The sequence below is a fragment of the Bacillota bacterium genome, from assembly GCA_012842395.1.
In the GTDB taxonomy this organism is placed as follows: Bacteria; Bacillota; SHA-98; order UBA4971; family UBA4971; genus UBA6256.
The window spans coordinates 46,151-64,097 of record DUSX01000002.1; the positions used below are offsets into that span (position 1 = coordinate 46,151).

14 protein-coding genes are annotated in these 17,947 nt (G+C 63.3%); 11 read left to right on the top strand and 3 right to left on the bottom strand.

Annotated elements, in window-relative coordinates; all coding sequences use genetic code 11:
• The first annotated feature begins 8 nt into the window (after positions 1-8).
• The 11 genes from GX515_00565 (at position 9) to GX515_00615 (ending at position 13,375) form a co-directional block, all read left to right on the top strand.
• Positions 9-1,733: a class I SAM-dependent RNA methyltransferase gene (locus tag GX515_00565; protein ID HHY31503.1), complete on the top strand. Its 1,725-nt coding sequence runs from the start codon at positions 9-11 to the stop codon at positions 1,731-1,733.
• Between the two features lie 932 nt (positions 1,734-2,665).
• On the top strand, positions 2,666-3,274 hold the full coding sequence (locus GX515_00570) for a glycerol-3-phosphate responsive antiterminator (GenBank protein ID HHY31504.1): 609 nt from the start codon (positions 2,666-2,668) through the stop codon (positions 3,272-3,274).
• Positions 3,261-4,727, top strand: coding sequence for a hypothetical protein (locus GX515_00575; protein ID HHY31505.1), 1,467 nt, complete (start codon positions 3,261-3,263; stop codon positions 4,725-4,727). The genes GX515_00570 and GX515_00575 overlap by 14 nt, the downstream gene beginning before the upstream one ends.
• A 506-nt stretch (positions 4,728-5,233) precedes the next feature.
• Positions 5,234-6,145 carry an HAD-IIA family hydrolase gene (locus GX515_00580; GenBank protein HHY31506.1) on the top strand — a complete coding sequence of 304 codons (912 nt, stop codon included), beginning with the start codon at positions 5,234-5,236 and terminating at the stop codon, positions 6,143-6,145.
• 182 nt (positions 6,146-6,327) lie between these two features.
• Positions 6,328-7,851, top strand: a complete 1,524-nt coding sequence (locus tag GX515_00585) for an NAD(P)/FAD-dependent oxidoreductase (GenBank protein ID HHY31507.1) — start codon at positions 6,328-6,330, stop codon at positions 7,849-7,851.
• A 38-nt stretch (positions 7,852-7,889) separates the two neighbouring features.
• Entirely contained in the window at positions 7,890-9,224 is a 1,335-nt protein-coding gene (locus GX515_00590; GenBank protein ID HHY31508.1) for an FAD-dependent oxidoreductase, read from the top strand.
• Between the two features lie 23 nt (positions 9,225-9,247).
• Positions 9,248-9,664: a DUF1667 domain-containing protein gene (locus tag GX515_00595; GenBank protein HHY31509.1), complete on the top strand. Its 417-nt coding sequence runs from the start codon at positions 9,248-9,250 to the stop codon at positions 9,662-9,664.
• 41 nt (positions 9,665-9,705) lie between these two features.
• Complete coding sequence (locus tag GX515_00600; protein ID HHY31510.1) at positions 9,706-10,218, top strand: ABC transporter permease subunit; 513 nt, start codon at positions 9,706-9,708, stop codon at positions 10,216-10,218.
• A gap of 152 nt (positions 10,219-10,370) precedes the next feature.
• A complete protein-coding gene (locus tag GX515_00605) occupies positions 10,371-11,591 on the top strand; it encodes a TIGR00300 family protein (GenBank protein ID HHY31511.1) in 1,221 nt (406 codons plus the stop codon).
• Positions 11,592-11,776: 185 nt separating this feature from the next.
• The gene (sppA, locus tag GX515_00610; protein HHY31512.1) at positions 11,777-12,721 is read left to right on the top strand and encodes a signal peptide peptidase SppA; all 945 of its coding nucleotides are present in this window, start codon (positions 11,777-11,779) and stop codon (positions 12,719-12,721) included.
• Positions 12,722-12,766: 45 nt separating this feature from the next.
• Positions 12,767-13,375 carry a YIP1 family protein gene (locus tag GX515_00615; GenBank protein ID HHY31513.1) on the top strand — a complete coding sequence of 203 codons (609 nt, stop codon included), beginning with the start codon at positions 12,767-12,769 and terminating at the stop codon, positions 13,373-13,375.
• Positions 13,376-13,580: 205 nt separating this feature from the next.
• On the opposite strand, the gene GX515_00620 is transcribed toward GX515_00615, so the two are convergent.
• From GX515_00620 to GX515_00630, 3 genes are read right to left on the bottom strand one after another with little or no spacing between them, the layout of a single operon-like run.
• Positions 13,581-14,216 carry a LemA family protein gene (locus GX515_00620; protein ID HHY31514.1) on the bottom strand — a complete coding sequence of 212 codons (636 nt, stop codon included), beginning with the start codon at positions 14,214-14,216 and terminating at the stop codon, positions 13,581-13,583.
• On the bottom strand, positions 14,213-16,288 hold the full coding sequence (locus GX515_00625; GenBank protein HHY31515.1) for a TPM domain-containing protein: 2,076 nt from the start codon (positions 16,286-16,288) through the stop codon (positions 14,213-14,215). The genes GX515_00620 and GX515_00625 overlap by 4 nt, the downstream gene beginning before the upstream one ends.
• Complete coding sequence (locus tag GX515_00630; protein ID HHY31516.1) at positions 16,285-17,802, bottom strand: radical SAM protein; 1,518 nt, start codon at positions 17,800-17,802, stop codon at positions 16,285-16,287. Before GX515_00630 ends, GX515_00625 begins: the two co-directional genes overlap by 4 nt.
• Between the last annotated feature and the right edge of the window lie 145 nt (positions 17,803-17,947).

Here is a 17,947-nt window from a genome sequence, read left to right on the forward strand (position 1 = left end):
GAGCGCGCATGGAGCAAGGTAAGGCTTTCACCCTCCACGTCACTGACCTGAACCATTCGGGCGAGGGGGTTGGCAGGAAGGATGGGCGCGTGGTGTTCGTGCCGTACGCCGCTCCAGGCGACGTGGCTGTGGTCAGGATCACGGAGGAGCGGCGGGGCTTTTCCAGGGCGGAGCTCCTCTCGCTCGAAAGGGAGTCGCCGGATAGGGTGCCACCGCCGTGTCCGGTCTACTTGCGATGCGGAGGGTGCCAGCTCCAACACATTTCGTACGAGGCACAGCTCGCCTACAAGAGGCGCCGTGTGGAGCAGGCTTTGAGGCGTATCGGCAAGTTCGACGACGTTCCCGTCGGGGATTGTCTCCCGGCGCCCGCGGTGTTTCATTACCGCAACAAGGCGAGATTCTCGTACTGCACCTGCCGGGACGGCCCAGGCCTAGGCCTAGGCCTAGGCCTAGGCCCAGGCGACGGCAGCGGCGGTGCGGCTGGGGATGGGCACGCCCAAGGCGCCAAGTGCGGTGGCGAAAGGAGCGGATTTGCGTCCGGGTTCTATGGCCGTCGCACCCACGATGTGGTCGACTTCAGCGAGTGCCTGATCCAGCATCGGACCAACAACGAGGTTTTCCAGGCGCTGAACGCTCTCCTGGTCCGCTACGGCATACCGATATGGAATGGCGCTTCGGGGGGACCGGCGGCCGCGGGCGCCGGCGGGGTGTGTGGCGCAACCCGTGGTCTGCGCTGGGAACCTGGGCAGGCGCGGGCTCGCGTATCCCGAAAGGGCGCGCTCAAGCATCTCGTAGTGAGGTGCAACCGCGACGGCGAGCAGGCTCTTGCCGTGCTTATCCCGGCAGGCGGGCGTCTCGACGAGGCGGAGCGAATAGCGGATGAGCTCATGGCCGCCGTTCCCAAGCTGGTCGGCGTGATTGAAGCGGTCGAGGAGCCCGGGTCCACCGGCAGAGGCGGCGCGACGCTCGAGCCCGGGCAGCCTGGTCAAGTTTCGGGAGGGCTGAGCCAGCCGCGGTGCGCGGGCGCGAGGCTCGTGAAGGGCGAGAGTTTCTTCCGCGAGCGCATCCTCGGCCTTGAGTTCGTAGTGTCGGCCGACTCGTTCCTTCAGGTCAATCCCGAGGGGATGGAGGTGCTTTACCGCGAGGTGCTCCGGGCCGCGGGCTTATCTGGGGGCGAGGTAGCGCTTGACGCTTACTGCGGCGTCGGTTCCATTTCCCTGGTCCTCGCTCGGGAGTGCGGGCAGGTATTCGGCATCGAGGAGGTCGGCTCTGCCGTCGCGGACGCGAGAAGGAACGCCCGACTGAATCACCTCGAGAACTGTACCTTCATCGCGGGAAGAGTGGAGGACGTTCTTTCCGCGCGTTTCGGCTTCGGCATTGACGCCGGTGTTGTTGCTGAAGTTCCTGCAAGTCTGCCTTATAGAGAAGCGGGGGGCCGTGAAGATGCTCCGGGACGGGGAACGCGAGAGATTCGAGAAGCCAGTGTTCTGCCGCGTCACGTGGACGTGGCGGTGCTTGACCCCCCACGCGCCGGCTGCGACGCCAGAGCGCTTCAGGCGCTCGCGCTCCTCGAGCCTAGCCGGATCGTGTATGTTTCCTGCGACCCGGAAACCCTTGCGCGCGACTTGAGGATTCTGGCGGGAATCGGTTATCGGCCGACGCTGGTGCAGCCTGTGGACATGTTCCCGCAGACTTCGCATGTGGAATCCGTGGTGCGACTCAAGCAGTCTTGAGCCCGGTCAGATGGACAATAGCCGTTCCACGCTGCGCGGTCGAGTGGCGGTCTACTTTGGCAGTCTACTTGCCTTTCCGCTGCGTGCCTCCAATATGCATGTATGCATGTTGCCATCGTCCCAGACAGAGTAAACGGCAGGCTTTCCGCCTTTGGCGCAACACCAGCCGTACTCTATCGATGGTGCGTTGAGACAACGTTTCGTCAACTCGTTTGGTGGTACCTCCGGCGTGCAAAAGGGGAGAGTACTGCGCGGACTCAGGGCACCAAATGGCCTATAGGTGGCCAACCTCGAAACACAACGAGCGTAGTGCTGTTTCTCCGTATCTTCCTATACCGCCGTATACTGCGCCATCTTTCGCCGTGCACGGTCCCACTCCGGGCTAGGGCAGCTACAGACATCTCTCGACCAAGTCATGAAGGCAGCAACACCGTGATCGCACATTCCACGCTCCGACCGGGGGCAGTTCACTGCCACGGATGACGGCCACGGAAAGCTGCCAAGAGAAGACGCAGGCCGGGGTAGTTGGCGGGCACAGCGAGGCAAGTGCCTTGTGAGGGTATAGGCTGGTGAGTGGAAAAAAGCGATAACCGATGACGGTTTCAGGCAGGAGTCTACTCCATTACGTAGAATATTCCATCAAACGGTATAAGAGGAAAACAGGTACGCTATCGGGCGGCTTGTCTCGGTTTCGGCTCGGAGATGAGGAGAAGGCTGAACCAGAAGTCGGTTGCTTCTGGCTCTTCGCTTCTCTTTATTTTGTGCCCGTCTAGCCACGTATGCGGTCGCTTACCGTTTTGGCTCGACTTGGCTATTGTGAGGTGGATAGGTGCGCCTGGTGTTCGATTCAGTTACCGTTCACTACGTCATAGGCAGATTGGGGCGCAGGGTAGGTGAGGTTGCTTGGCCTGCGCACCGAGGAGGCGAAGACCATGAGAGAAGAGGGCAGCCGACAGACTCTCATGGGGACGGCACCCTTGCAGCACCTGGCGGAGCATCCCGTAATTCCGGCAATCAGGCAGGCGGCGGAGATAGATGAAGCCGCAAGCTGCGGCGCACGGTTAGTGTTTTTCTTGACCGGATCCATCTATGACGTGCGTGACGTCGTGCAGAGGGCTGCAGCGCACGGTCAGCAGGTCTTTTGTCACGTGGACTTGGTACAAGGCATCGGGAAAGACCCCGTCGGGATGAAGTGGCTTGCCAGGGAGATTGGCGTGAGAGGGATTCTGACGACAAGGAGTTCGCTCATCAGGGCCGCCAAAGATGAGGGGCTCATTGCAGTGCAGCGTCTTTTCGTCCTCGACTCGGAATCGCTTAGGACAGGTTTATCAGTCGTTGCGTCGTCCCAGCCGGATGCCGTAGAGATCCTACCTGCACTCGTCCTTCCGAACATCATTCATAGGTTGCCCGTGGACGAGATCTCACCGTTCATCGCGGGCGGCCTGGTGGAAAGCGTGTCGGAAGTGGAGGCAGTGCTCGCTACTGGGGCTCTTGGAGTCTCGACTAGCAAGAGGGAGTTGTGGCGCTATGCTCGCGCGTAGGTCCGCCGCGCTATCTTCACTGCCGAAAGTCCTAGGTCTGATTGTCAGCGTTGTGTGCTGTCTTGCAGTGTCGGTAGGCGTGGGCCCGGCCTCGCTTGGGCCGGACGGCTCTCGAGCTCTGGCTGTCGCGGCGACTGTCGTCTCCTTATGGGCGGCGGGCACTCTGTACCCTGCAGTGACGGCCCTGGGGGGGTTGTTCTTGCTTCTGGCGATGCTACCGCGTCTCGGCCCTTTGGCTCTTCTTGCAGGCTTCTCTGAGCCGGTGTTGTGGTTCCTTGTCGGCGTTCTCGCGCTCGGCTCGGCGGTTGCATCAAGCGGCCTAGCGCACCGTATGGCGAGGTTCATGGTAGCCCTCTGCAAAGGGAACAGCTTTCGTCTCATGCTACAGTCGGTCGCGTTTCTTCCGTTGATGACGCTCATTGTCCCTTCTGCTTTGACTAGGAATGCGATTCTGATAGCCCCCTACAAGAGTGTATTGGAACATCCTGCATTCCGAGGGTCGAAGAACCTCGCAAAGGCTGTGTCCCTCATTCTCGGAATGCTGAATCCCATGGCTTCGTCGATGATCCTCACGGGTGGGATTGCACCTGCCCTGGCAGCGAGTCTGCTCGGAGGCGGATTCACGTGGTTCCGCTGGCTTGTCTTGATGGCTGTCCCGTATGCTATGGTGATCCTATCGGGTTTTGTCCTCATTCTGTTTCTTTGCCAGTTCCACAAAGGTAGTGAAAGCGCCCTTGTGAATAAGCCGGTGTGGTTGGGACACGCCCCGGATGTCAAGATAGGCGAACTCCTTCCCTCCGACGAGCGGCCAGGAATGGTATCAGTTCAAGAGTGGAAGGTCATGGTTGCTCTCGGCCTAGCGTGCGTTCTCTGGCTTACTGACTACATACACCATTGGAATCCAGCAGCCCCAGCACTGCTGGGTGCGGTTCTCGTGCTGAGTCCCTGGTGCGGCACCATGTCATGGCAGGAGTTCGCCTCAAACGTGTCTTGGTCGCTGTTCGTGGTGACTGGTGCCGCTCTCTGCATAGCGCACGTCCTTGAGTCGACAGGGGCATGCGCCTGGCTGGGCGACGTGTTAACTATGGGTATCCTTCGCTGTCGCGTACCTTCTTACATGATGGTCTCGTCAACGGTGCTAGTGTCGGTTCTTGTTCATGCGGCAATCCCCAGCATCCCGGCATGTTTGGCATTGCTTTTACCTATAATAACGGGGTTTGCGCGACAGGCTGGTTTAAACCCACTTGTATACGGCCTGGTTGCTTTGATATCAGTGGATTCTGTGGCGCTATACCCTGAGCAGACTGCAACCGCACTCATGGTGTACGAGCAGCACGGGAATTTGACTCGCTCTGATGTCTTGAAGTTCGGCCTTGGGATGCTTTTCGCTACGTTGCTTGTAGTAAACTTCATTGCTGTCCCGTGGTGGGCGATCTTCGGACTCGTACCTTGAGTGGGGCCAGTGCTCCCTCGGGTCGAGGTGACCTATGTACTGGGGGTGGTTCTGGGAAGACGTGTACCAACGTGCGTGTACTTGGAGCGGATGATTGTGAGTTACTCGTGAACAATGGGGGCTCACCGGACTACGCAGGGAGGTGGTTGAGGTGAGAGGGTGTGGTGTTCTAAGTGTGTCGCCACAAGTCCGCGCTACTCTTCAGCGGGGCGGTCCCGCCCAGGGTTGCCGGTGTTGCCCTCCGGGGACGGCGCGGTTGCGGCGCGCCTCGTTCGAATTCGGCGCTTAAGACAGCCGAATTCTCCACGCCCCGTCGTGCAAGCACCGGCAACCCTAACGCCGTCAAGAAAGGAGACGACGACTTATGGCGCCATGCCTAGTGCTTCGCGAATCGTTGGAGAAGGCCGCGCGAAGCGTCGGTGCGCGAGGCGTCAGGCTATTCGCCGCCAACAGGCTGGGCGGAGCCAGAATGGGTGGATTCTATGCTTAGCCTGAACTCAAGACCAATGTATTCGAAAGCAGTTTCCAACTCAGACCCTGGCACGGGGCGCTCTTGCCCTTCCGTCGAGGACTTCGAGGGGTACATTCTCGACCTGGATGGCACCGTGTATCGCGGTGACAAACTGATTCCCGGCGCGCGAGAGGCGATAATGGGCCTCCGGGCGATGGGCAAGCGCGTAGTCTTTCTCTCCAACAAGCCCATTCAGAGCAGGCAAGAGTACGCCGCCAAGCTCACAAAACTCGGCATACCTACGCCAGCGGATGATGTCATAAATTCATCGCTGGTGATGGCACGCTATCTGGCGGACTGTGCACCAGGCTGTCGAGCGTACGTCATCGGGGAAATGGCGCTTGTTCACGAGCTTCGGGCGGCTGGCGTGGAGGTTGTGGAAGACCCGACAACACTGGGCGCCCATGTGGACTATGTCGTCATCGCGTTCGACCGGACGTTCACCTATGCGAAACTGAACCACGCTCTACAGGCCGTGAGGTATGGGGCTCGGCTGGTGGCTACGAATGCTGACAGAACCTGCCCGGTGGAAGGGGGGGAGATTCCTGACGCCGCAGGGATGATTGGGGCAATCGAAGGTACGACCGGACTCAAGGTTGAGTTGGTTGTAGGTAAACCGAACCCCATGATGCTTCAGACTGCACTCGGCCGCCTCGGCCTTGGGCGAGACCAGTGTCTCGTAGTGGGTGATCGCCTGGAGACCGATATATTGATGGGGAAAAAGGCGCAAATGGCCACGGCTCTAGTGCTGACTGGAGTAACTCGTCGGGAGGACCTGTCCAGGTCAGCGATTCAACCTGATTATGTACTGGACTCCATAGCAGCCTTGCCATGCCGGCGGCGCGAGTGGAAGGAAGGGTTTTGCTCCAGAGGCTGGGAGTCAGGCGGAGCGGACGGGAGACTTTGAGAGAGTCCTATCTGCCAAGCTCGTTGCTCGACAGCGCGCTAAGTTGCCCTTGCTTGCTGCATGCGCAACGGGGCTTGTTGCAGGCTGGACTTTTCTTTATGGCACGGGGGACGGAAGACGGAAAGACGCGCATCACGGGGGGATGTGGGTTGCACGGTACACGGTCTACGCAGTCGACGATAATGAAAGCTGACGTAGCAATCATCGGAGCTGGCGTGATCGGCGCCGCAATTGCGAGGGAGATGGCTCGATACGATCTGGCCGTGGTCCTCCTCGAGCGCGAGGTGGAGCCAGCCTTCGGCACGAGCAAGGCCAACAGCGGTGTTGTGCACGCGGGGTTCCACTCGGCTCCCGGGACGCTGGAAGCCTCGTTGTGCGTTGAGGGGAATGCCATGTTCGATGAGATCGCCGCGGAGCTGTCCGTGCCGTTCAGGCGCAACGGGTGCCTCATGGTCGCCATGTCTCCGGAGGAGGTCGACGTGTTGCGCGAACACCTCGACCGGGGGCGCCGCAACGGCGTGCCGGGCCTTCGCCTCCTTGATGCGGGTGAAGCCCGCGCGCTGGAGCCCGGGCTCGCCCCGGAGGTGGTGGGTGCGCTCCATGCTCCGACCAGTGGGATCGTGTGCCCGTACCAGCTCACCTTCGCCCTGGTTGAGAACGCCGTGGCCAACGGCGTCCGTTTCATGGCAGGCTCGCCGGTGACCTCGCTTCACGTGAGAGAAGGCCGGATCGCTGCTGTCGAGACGGCCGAAGCGATCATCGAGACCACATGGGTGGTGAATGCCGCGGGGCTATTTGCAGACCAAATCGCGGCCATGGCAGGGGACGAGTCCTTCGAGATACGCCCGAGGAAAGGCGAGGAGTACTTGCTGGACAAACGCGTCGGGAGCCTCGTGCGGTCGACGGTGTTTCCGGTGCCGACCCCGGTGTCCAAGGGGATCCTAGTGATCCCCACGGCGGACGGGAACATCATGGTCGGCCCCACCGCTGAAGATGTCAGCGACCGCCTAGACCTCGCTACGACGAGAGCGGGGTTTGAAGCAGTGTTCGCCGCCGCTCGTCGCATGGTGCCGGCCGTCTCCCCTCGCGACGTCATAGCGTCCTTCGCGGGCCTGCGCGCGGCGTCTTCCGAACGCGATTTCATCATAAGGCCGTCCGGGGTGACTAGGGGCATGGTGCACGTGGCTGGGATAGAGTCACCCGGTCTCACCGCAGCGCCCGCCATCGCGCGCATGGTGGTCGGGATCCTGCGCGATGAGGGGCTCGAGGCGCGTGCCCGCCGCGGGTTCAACCCCATCCGTCCCGCGCCTGTGCGGTTCTCGCAGCTTTCCCGCGCCGAGCAGGCCCGGCTTGTGGAATCAGACCCTTCGTTCGGTCGCATCGTGTGCAGGTGTGAGACGGTGACCGAGGCCGAGGTGCTGGACGCCATCCGCAGGGGCGCGAGGACGGTGGACGGGGTCAAGCTTCGAACGCGCGCAGGAATGGGAAGGTGCCAGGGCGGGTTCTGCATGCCAAGGGTGATGAAGATACTCAGCCGGGAGCTTGGGGTTCCCCTCGAGGCGATCACGAAGCGAGGCCCAAGCTCGCCCATCGCGCCGTATCCGGCGAAAGCCCTGCTGCGCGAAGCCCAGGAGGAAGCCGGCGATGGCCCGGGGCCGGCCGTGGCCCATGTGTCGCATCATATGTCACCAGCAACAGGGAGGTAGGTTCTTTGGAGGCGTTTCCAGGACCGAAGGGAAAGGATCTGCGCGCGGACGTGGCGGTGATCGGCGGTGGCCCCGCCGGGCTTGCCGCTGCCGTCGCCGCGAAGCGGGCTGGGGCGGAGCGGGTCGTGGTCATCGAACGCGACGTCCGCCTGGGCGGAATCCTTCCTCAGTGCATACACACGGGGTTCGGGCTGAAATGGTTCGGCGAGGAGCTGACAGGCCCCGAATACGCCGCTCGGTTCGTCGACGAGGCGGCCTCGGCGGGCGTCGAGTTCATGCTCGAGACCATGGTTCTCGAAGTCACGCAAGACCGTCGCGTGGCGGCCGTGTCGCCCCATCATGGCTTCGTCGTGCTCCAGTGCGGTGCCATAATCCTTGCCATGGGATGCCGGGAGCGCCCGCGCGGGGCGCTCGTGCTCCCCGGCACGAGGCCGGTGGGGATATTCACCGCAGGCACCGCCCAGAGGCTCGTGAACATCGAGGGCGTTCTGCCGGGGCGGCAGGCGGTCATTCTGGGATCGGGCGATGTCGGCCTCATCATGGCCCGGCGACTCACCCTTGAAGGGGTGAAAGTCCAGGCCGTCGTGGAGATCATGACGTATCCGGGCGGGCTTGCCCGGAACATACAGCAGTGCCTCCGCGACTTCGATATCCCGCTGTACCTGGGCCATACCATCTCCCGTATCCACGGCCGCGACAGGCTGGAAGGGGTGAGCGTCGCTCCTGTGGACGACGCGAAGGTGCCCATCGCGAGCGCGGAGTGGTTCATCCCCTGCGATACACTGCTCCTCTCGGTGGGCCTCATCCCTGAGAACGAGCTTTCAGCGGCGTGCGGCATCGAGCTCGATCCTGCCACGGGAGGGCCCGTCGTCACCGACGAGATGGAGACGAGCGTGCCTGGCATCTTCGCCTGCGGCAACGTCGTCCACGTGCACGACCTCGTGGACCACGTGACCGAGGACGGCATGGTGGCAGGCGCTGCTGCCGCGGCTAGAGCCAGGGTGGCAGCCCGGACCCCGGTCCTAGGCGAGGCGGGCAAAGACGCGGGACTTGAGTCACTCCAAGCGATCCGCACCACGGGGGAGATCCGACCCGGCCGAAACGTCCGGTACGTGGTCCCGCAACGATTCGTCCGGCACGGCGATGCTGTACCTGCAGCGGCGGCCGCCGCCGCGAGGACCCTCACCATATCCCTGCGTCCAAGCGAGCCCGCGGAGAACGTGGTGCTCGAGGTGTCGATCGCCGGAAGGGTGTTGCGGCGTCAGAGAAAGCAGAAGGTTCGTCCTGGCGAGATGATGCAGGTGAACGTGGACAGGCTTGCGATCCCGTCCGAGAAGGGTGACGCACTGACCGTGTCCATAGTCGAAAGATAGTCGAAAGGGAGGCGTGATTCTGCGTGCGCGAGGATTCGAACGAGTTCACGGTGACGTGCGTCGTCTGTCCTGTTGGGTGCGAAGTCACTGTCCTGGACGCGGTGGAGGTAAGGGGCAACAAGTGCGACCGGGGACGAGAGTACGCGCTGCTCGAGCGGTACGACCCGAGGCGGGTCTTGACATTCACTGTACGCACAACGTGTCCCGATCACCCGCTCCTTCCCGTGAAGACCGACCGGCCGATTCCCAAGCGCCTCCTTCTGAAAGCTGCGAGGCTGCTGGCTGAGGAGTGCGTCAGCCCGCCGGTGAAGGCCGGCGACGTGGTGGTACGCGACGTCTTCGGCACCGGTGCGGATGTCGTGGCCACGAGCGACCTCGGTGGCTCCTGCGGCGACATTGACCAAATGGTAAGCGAACCGTACAATGCCGGTGAGACCTGAAACTCGGAAGCATCTTCTCATTCCTCCTGAGCTCAAGCCTCTTGGCGAGGGAAGAGAACGAGAAAACTATAGAATTCCTCCTCACCAGGCCCGTGAGCAGGCAGCGAGTGCTGACGGAGAAGCTCGGGGCGTACGCCGCTTACGTCTTGCTCTTCAGCGCTGTGGTGTGGTTCGCCTCGTACGGGGCGATCCTCGCGTTTTACGAGGGCGACTTCAGCGCGGGGAGCTTTTGGAACCTGGCGCTCATGACCACGCTAGTCCTCCTGACATTCGCCAACCTTGGGTTTCTCGGGTCGGTGTTCGTCTCGAGGACCCGCACCGTGTTTTCAGGCGCGCTCGGACTCGTCCTGGTCGCGTACGCTCTGCAGATAGCGGCCGACACCAGCAACAAGCTGGGGTTCCTGCGGTACGTAACCCCGATGAAGTGGGCCAGCGCTGCGGACGTTCTCACCCAGGGAATCGACGGCGTGTACGTGGCGCTCGTGCTTGCAGTCAACGCGGCCGCGCTTGTGGCGACCTACATTGTCTACAGAAGAAAAGACATCCTTGCCTAGAGACGATGCCGAGCGCCGCGAACGAAAGATGCGACAGCCGTCTTGGCTGCATCCGCTGGGCTCTCCGCGGACTGGAAACGACTGTAGGGGGCTATTGACATTCCTTTCCCCCCAAGGTAAGCTGGTTGCAAATCACATTGGGGGCATCGGCAATGGTCAGGGCGACGATTGAACTCTCAGGTCACATTATCGATTCCCGGATTCTCCCCAGAGTGATGGACGCCATCATGGACATGGGTGGAGACTTCCATATCGAGGAGATCAGGGTCGGTCGAACGAAGCAGGACACGAGCTACGCCAGGATCGAGATCAAGGCATTGACGCCGGACGAGCTCGAGGCCATAGTGGAGGAAGTGCGGGGCCTCGGCGCGACCGTCGTGGATCAGGACGAAGTGGCGTTGGAGGCGGCGACGCAGGACGGCGTCTTCCCAGAGGGTTTCTACTCCACTACAAACCTGGACACCTTCGTGCGGGTGGCAGGGTCCTGGATCCCTGTAAGCGACATCGAGATGGATTGCGGCATTGTGGTCGATCTCTCTGGCACGCCCCCGACCGCCCGCTGCGTGCCGCTGCACCGCGTCAAGAAGGGAGACCTTTTGGTCGTCGGGTCAAGGGGCGTCAAGGTGGTCCCGCTGGAGAGGGCGAGGCATCGAGAGATATTCAGCTTCATGGGGAGCCCCGTATCGAGCGAAAGGCCCAAGGCGCTCGTTGTTGAGGAGATCGCCAGGACCATGAGGGATATCAGGGCCCGCGGCAAGAAGATACTTGCGGTCGCTGGCCCTGCGGTCATCCACACCGGCGCGGGCAAGCATCTCTCAGCCCTCATCCAGGCAGGTTACGTGAACGTGCTTTTCGCAGGGAACGCTGTGGCGACCCACGACGTAGAGTCGGCGCTGTACGGCACGTCCCTAGGCTTGTACCTCGAGAACGGCGCGGCGGCCGCGGAGGGCCACGCGCATCACCTCCGGGCCATCAACACCATCCGCAGGCTGGGCGGCCTGCGCGCCGCCGTGGAGGCGGGGGTGCTCAAGAAGGGCGTCATGCACGCCTGCATCACGCACGGCGTGGACTACGTGCTGGCGGGGTCCATCCGCGATGACGGACCGCTGCCTGACGTCATCACCGACACGGTCAAGGCGCAGGACGAGATGCGCTCGAAAATAAAGGACGTTGAACTCGCGTTGATGTTGGCCACCATGCTTCATTCGATCGCCACCGGGAACCTGCTCCCCAGCCGCGTGAAGACTGTGTGCGTGGACATCAACCCCGCCACCGTGACCAAGCTCGCGGACAGGGGAAGCCTGCAGGCCGTGGGCATCGTGAGCGACGTGGAGTGGTTCCTGAAAGAACTCGTCGCACGGCTCTCCGCTTGAAGCCCGAAGCCAAGACCGCTTGTGTTTCGTGAGCCGGGAGGAACTCAAGCGCCATTATCGAAACATACGGCTGTAATCGCGCGAATATGGTGAGAAAGGGCGCACCGCTGGCAGCCCGCCGGCCTCCTGCGTGATACGGGGCGGGGGCCGATAGGGCTCGGCGGACGGCAGGGGGTGGAGACGCGGTGAGGAAGAGGAGAGTCCTAGTCTTCGGCGTGATCGGTCTGGCGCTCCTCTCCGTGGTCGTGCTCATCCAGATGGGGCCGTCCTCTCCTTCGAACCAACCACTGGCGACGCGCGGTCGCTTGGGGGCGTCAGGCAACAAGATCGCCGTGGCATACCTGGATGGTGCGATCGCCGAGGGGCGATCGTCAGTGGCGACGACGGGGGGCATAACCCCGAGGTTGGTCGCCAGGTACCTCAAGAAGCTGGAGGCTGATTCCTCGGTCAGAGCGGTCGTCTTCAGGATAGATAGCCCAGGAGGGTCGGTTGCCGCTTCCCAGGCCATAGCCGGAATGATCGAGGAGTTCTCAAAGCCGGTCGTGGTCTCCATGGGGGACATCGTTGCCTCGGGAGGCTATTACATAGCAGCACCTGCGGACCGCATCTTCGCGATGCCGGGCACGATGACTGGCTCAATAGGGGTCATCACAAGCATCATGGACCTACACGGGCTGTACGACAAGCTCGGCATCAAGGATCAGGTCATAAAATCCGGCCAGCACAAAGACATGTACCAGCGCACCCTCACCCAAGAAGAACGTGAGCTCGTTCAGAAACTATCCGACGCAGCCTATGAGCAGTTTGTGGCGTACGTCGCGACTCATCGGGGCCTGCCCGTCGAGAGGGTGCGCGAGCTCGCCACGGGCGAGTTGTTCTTGGGAAGCCAAGCAGTGGAGCTCGGGCTCGTCGACTCTCTCGGCGACCTCGACGACGCTGTGGCGGCTGCTGCGGAGCTTGCGGGCGTGGAGTCTCCGGTCGTGTACGAGGTGCCGGCACCCGTGTTCCTGGTCGACTTGTGGGGCCTCCTGGGAGAGGTGCAGGCATTTGCGAAGACCGTCGTGCTCAGCCCTGAGGAACGCCTCCTGTGGCGGCTGCGCGAACAGCCGATGTTGGAGATGCGTTATTGAGGGGATGCCGCGAGGAACGGGTGGGGCGCGAAGGGGAGGATGGATGTGTCCGGCCGAGTTCTCGATTGGCTGTACGGGGTGATGGCGAGCCCCGTTGAGGCGCTCCGGGCCGTGGCCGAGGAGAAGCCTGTGTGGTGGGCGTTCGCGGTCGTCGTCGGAGCCGTGACGCTTCTGTCTTTCGGCATGCTCTCCCAAGCGAACCTGGACGCTTTGCCGGGGGTGACGTTCGAGGACCTGCTGGGGTCGGTTCTCATCGTTGCCATCGTTGCGTCGACCGTGGGCTACTTCATCGGAGTGGGCATCCTTCACCTTGCAGCGTTGCTTTTCGGTGGCGAGGGGAGTTTCGCCGGGCTTGTCTCGGCGATGGGGTTTGCCCAGTTCCCAGCGTTGCTTCTCCTTCCTCTCATGGTGCTCGCGCGAGTGGGTGGTCCCGTGGTGGCAGGCTTGTCCACCGTTGCATCGATCGGGGTCGTGGTCTGGGTGGCCGCTCTGAGCGTGATCTCACTGCGCGAGGCACACGGGATGTCCACGAGGGCAGCCATCGGCACGTGTGTCTTCAGCATAGTGATTCCAGTGGCGGCCCTGGTTGGCCTCGCGCTTTTGGTCGTCGTGATCGCAGGGATCATAGGCGCCGGGTCGTCCATCGCCCTTTGAGCCATCGGAGGTTGAAGCGACAACGCGGGAAGCTCAGGTTGGGCGGGCCGGGCCGCCGGTGCGCGCACTACAGGTGCCGGGGTTTGGCGGGCTCACGTGCGGAATTCGCGAACGAGGCGCGCCGCAGGCGGCCGTCCCAAGAGGGCAAGGCCGGCAGCCCTTGGCGCGCATCCTCAGTGATCCTGCGTGATCCCTTGGTGATCCCTCAGTCTTTCGGCATGAGAGCATCCATGTCGAGCTTCGCTTTCTCGGCCTTGTAGTAGTCGTAGGAGGCCGGGAAGTTGAGCGCCCCGCCCACGAAGCTTTGCGGCCATTGCGACCTATACGTGTTATAGTCCCTTATAGCCACCTGCCAGTCATCGAGCGCTGTGCGGATCTCGTTCACTGCCTCCTCAAGCCCTCTCATGGTTTGCTGAACTATGGCTGGCGAGAAGAGCTGCGGATACGCTTCACGCAGGGCATTCACGTTGACCGAGAGCGCAAGGCCCTCGGCAGCCTCACGAAACCGCGTCGCGGCCTCAATGGTCTTCTGTGGGTCTCCTTCGGCCGCCGCAGCCGCAAATTCCTGCCCGGCGCTGTCCAATGCCTGGGCGCGGGCCTTTATAACGTCGGTCAGCGTATCCTTCTCATGTTCCAGGAAGTCTTTCTCCATGGCCCATATGCCTTTGATCTTCTCGCTTAGAGTCTCGAGCGCGGCGCCGTATCGTCCTTCCTGGGCGAGCACGCTTTGTTGGAGATTGACCATGTTGCGCTGAATCCCCATGACCCACGAGAATCCAGCAGCTGCCACCAAGAGCACGATGACCAGGCCCGCGATTCCGAAGAGGCATCCCCTTCTCATTGCTCTCCCTCCCCATAAACCTTGCGCAGAATGTCGTCGATATTCCTCGCGATAGACACAACAGCTCCGTCGAGGTCTCCAGCGTTGGCGTAAGATGCGGCCTCCTCTATGAGCGGTCCCAGGTCAGACGACGTGAGACGCGGCAACCCTCGGCCGACGCTGTACCAGACCCGCCCTTCCTCGGGACGGGCATCGGGGATGATCAGGAACACCAGGCCGTTGTTACGTTGGGAGCCCTCTCGTTCCCCCAGCATCAGCCAGCGACCGTAGTGCGTGGACCAGTCGGCGGGGTGCTTCACGCCAGGCTGCACGACTATGACCGTCTCCGCCAGCCCGGCCGCACGCAAGGCTTCGAGGGTCTGGTCCGCGGCTCTGGCCGCCCGCTCCCCCACGAGCCCCTGCGGGTCGACGACCCAGTAACGACCAAGGCGTGGAAACGCCGGGTCGCCGGTAGGCACCTCAACGTTCTCGTCGTATGGGCCTCTCTCGTGCTGCGGCGCGGAAGACGCGCCGCCTCGGACGCAGCCTGCAGCGTTTGAGGCCACGAAGAGCGAAAGCCCGGCCGCGACGACCACCATCAGCAGCAGAGAGAGCGTGTGGGCGCCCCTCGGGTGTTTGCCCGGATCCTCAGCTCCGGGCTGACCGGGCTGACTACGGTCTCTCGGGCGAGCTTCCGGGCGAGCTCCAGATGGCCCAGATGCCTCGCATGCTCCGGGCGCTCCAGATGCCCCAGGCGACTTAGCCGTTTCGGGCGCTCCGGATGCCCCGGGTGTCGCGGACGCATCGGTGGAGACTGCGGTGGCGACTGCATCCCCTGGCGAAGGGGATGCTGCGATGGAGGCTGAGGCGCCCGCATGGGCCGGACGTGCGCCTCCGCCGTCGAACTTGCGGGCACAACCGGCTCCGCCGCCGCCCGCGCACGCGCAGGCGCAGGCGCACGATACGCACGCGCAAGCGCATGAGACGCAAGCACAGCCGATGGCTCTGCCGCCGAAGCCGCCTCCTCCGCCTGACTTGCGAGACCCGCCTGACTTGTCGCCGGAGTCGCCCGCGTGCGGGGAACGGCCAGGCCTTGAGCCCCACGAAGGATGCCCGACCGGGGGGATGGGGAAATAGGTGCCGTAGTAGACACCGCGTCTGCCTGTGTACCCGCCCCGTGTGGCGGCCGCAAGAGCGACGATGATGGTGACCAGGATCACGACTGCAATGACTACCATCAGCGCGAACACGGCGACCACCGCGGGGGCCGCGCGCCTCGCGGCTGATTGCTGGCCCACCGCCCCGGTCCCCCGAAGCCCATCGCCTCCCGCGCCGGCTCCCGACTTGGTCGGGGCTTTCAGGTCGGGAAAGAGGCCTGACGAGAACGCGAAACTTACCCTGAAACGCTCCCCCCGGTCGAGGCTGGTTCGCCAGACGAGCTCTTCACCGGTCCTCTGTGAGGGCTCCGGCGACGCGTACAAAACGTCCTCGGGACCGCCCGGGTTCTTCACGCGGATCTCTAGCTGCTCGACCCTTGCCCGGTCGTACCACCCGGGGACGAACTCGAATCCGACAGCGTCCGCTCCGCTGGGGTGCCCCATGCTCTCCTGACGGACCCGGAAGCTGAGGTCGAAGACATCGCCCGTGCCGTAGTCTGCGTCGAGATCGACCCGCACGCCGCTCCAAGAGCCGTAGTCAGCGCGGCTAACCTCTGCGGCCGCGCCTCCGCGGGAGAGAATGACGTAGTCGTGGTCCGGGAGACCCACGGTGACCCAAGGAATGTGGCCGCCCGTCACCTCCCACTCCTGGTGGTAATCGGCTATCCAGCTGCCATCCGGCTCAGGGGCGATGCTCACGACGTAACTGCGTATGCGGTACGTGCCGGTATCCTGGGCAGCGCATGCCACGCTCGCGCCAGGACCGGTGACCCGCCACCCGGCGGCGAGGAGACACGCGAGGCACATCGCCAGAGCCCATACGAGTCTGCGCAAGTCTCGGGTGGGGCGCGACCCGGTTACTTGCCTTGACACTGCCGCGCCTGGTGTCTCCGATAACGCTGTCGGGGGGTGAAGCCTTCTGGGCACGTTCGTCATCGTGCTTTCCTCCCTGTCAGGCTCGTGCTGGGCTGCTCCTCCAGGCCGCCTTCGCTGCGGCTACGCGGGGCGCCGCAAGCGACGTCGCTCTCCGCACCGGCTTTCCCGCGCTCCCCGTGCCCGCCCCGCGCGTTCAACATCTCGAGGGGACACGCGCCCCCGCACAAGACGAAGTGACGGCATCGAGCACACTCCGGCGGAGCGAAGCCGTGGGCCCTGACCTTGCGTGCGAGCGGATGGTTGAATATGCGTTCCCACGGGGTCGTAAGGATGTTTCCGAGACCTTCGCCGTGCAGCCAGGACTGGCAGGGCACGACCACCCCGTCCGGCCGCACCGCCATGTTCGTGTGGCACGCCGAACACGATTTGGCCCCGAACCCCATTGCCACCGGGTCGAGGTCCTTGTAACACGTGGGCGAAAACCAGCTGAACTCCAGGTCCAGTTCGCGCGCCACGGCCGCGGCCTCGGCAAGCACGCCCTTGAGGGCCTGGGGTTCTATGGCGTCGGGATGTCTCGCACCACGTCCTGTCTGGATGAGAGTGTTGCAGCCCACATACCTTACCCCGATGCCCGCCAAGAAACGCAGGAGCTTGGGGAACCCGTCGGCGTTCGCCTTTGTGAGCGTGGTATTGGTGGAGACATACATGCCCGCGCCGAGAGCCGCCTTGAGGCCCGCGCACGTCTCCTCCCAAGCGCCCGCCGAGCCCACGATGGCATCGTGCACCGTCGGGTCGGCCGACTCGATGCTCACCTGAACGTAATCGAGGCTCGCGGCCTTCAACTTGCCCACGAGGTCCGCAAGTGCTCTGCCATTGGTGATGAGCCCCGTCACGAACTTCTCGGCGTGGCGTACAAGCTCCACCAAGTCGCGCCGCATGGTGGGCTCGCCACCCGTGAAATTCACCATAGGTATCCCAGCGCGCCACAAGCGGTCGAGCACCTGTTTCCATGACTCGGTGTCGAGCTCTCGCACGTTGGGCATATCCGAGGCATAGCACCAGGCGCACGCGTTCTGACAACCTGAGCGCCCCATGGAGGCGATCATGAGGTCCATGCGGGCGGGAGCTCGCCACTCGACCCGAGACATGACGCGCCCGGGAACGCCACGCTCGGCCGGGCACGCGCCGCGCGAAAGCTCCGCGATGAGCCCATACATGTAGTCGATGTCCGCTTCTATCTCGGCTGTCGGCACGCGCGGGTAAAGCTCATGCACGCGGCGGGCGGTCTCGCGCTTCACCTCTGACCAGGTCTCCTCCGAGACCTCACTGCCCGGCCGCGTGAGCTCGTGAACCACTTCTATGAGCGCCTGCACCACGTCGGCGGCGCTTTCGTCCAGGAGCAGGAGCTGGCTGCCGTTTATCCATAGGAGGTTCCTGGGGCGCCTCGCGATAGCAGCGAGCACCGTTCCTCCAGACCGCCTGAGGTGGAGGCGGATCACGCCTGGTCCCTCAGGGTCTATGGTCGCGTGGAACATCCCTGGGTCCCTCGAGAACCGTCGACGTCGCGCTCTCAACTTGCCTCGCTCCTCCTTCTGCCCGTCTCCGCGGGCGGGGCGTGCCACCACGTGTGTGCGCCTGCGCCGGCTCGCACCCGCTTCCTTGCCCGTCCGTCGGGGGCGGAAACGCACGAGGCCGGCGGCGCCGCGTCCATATAACCAG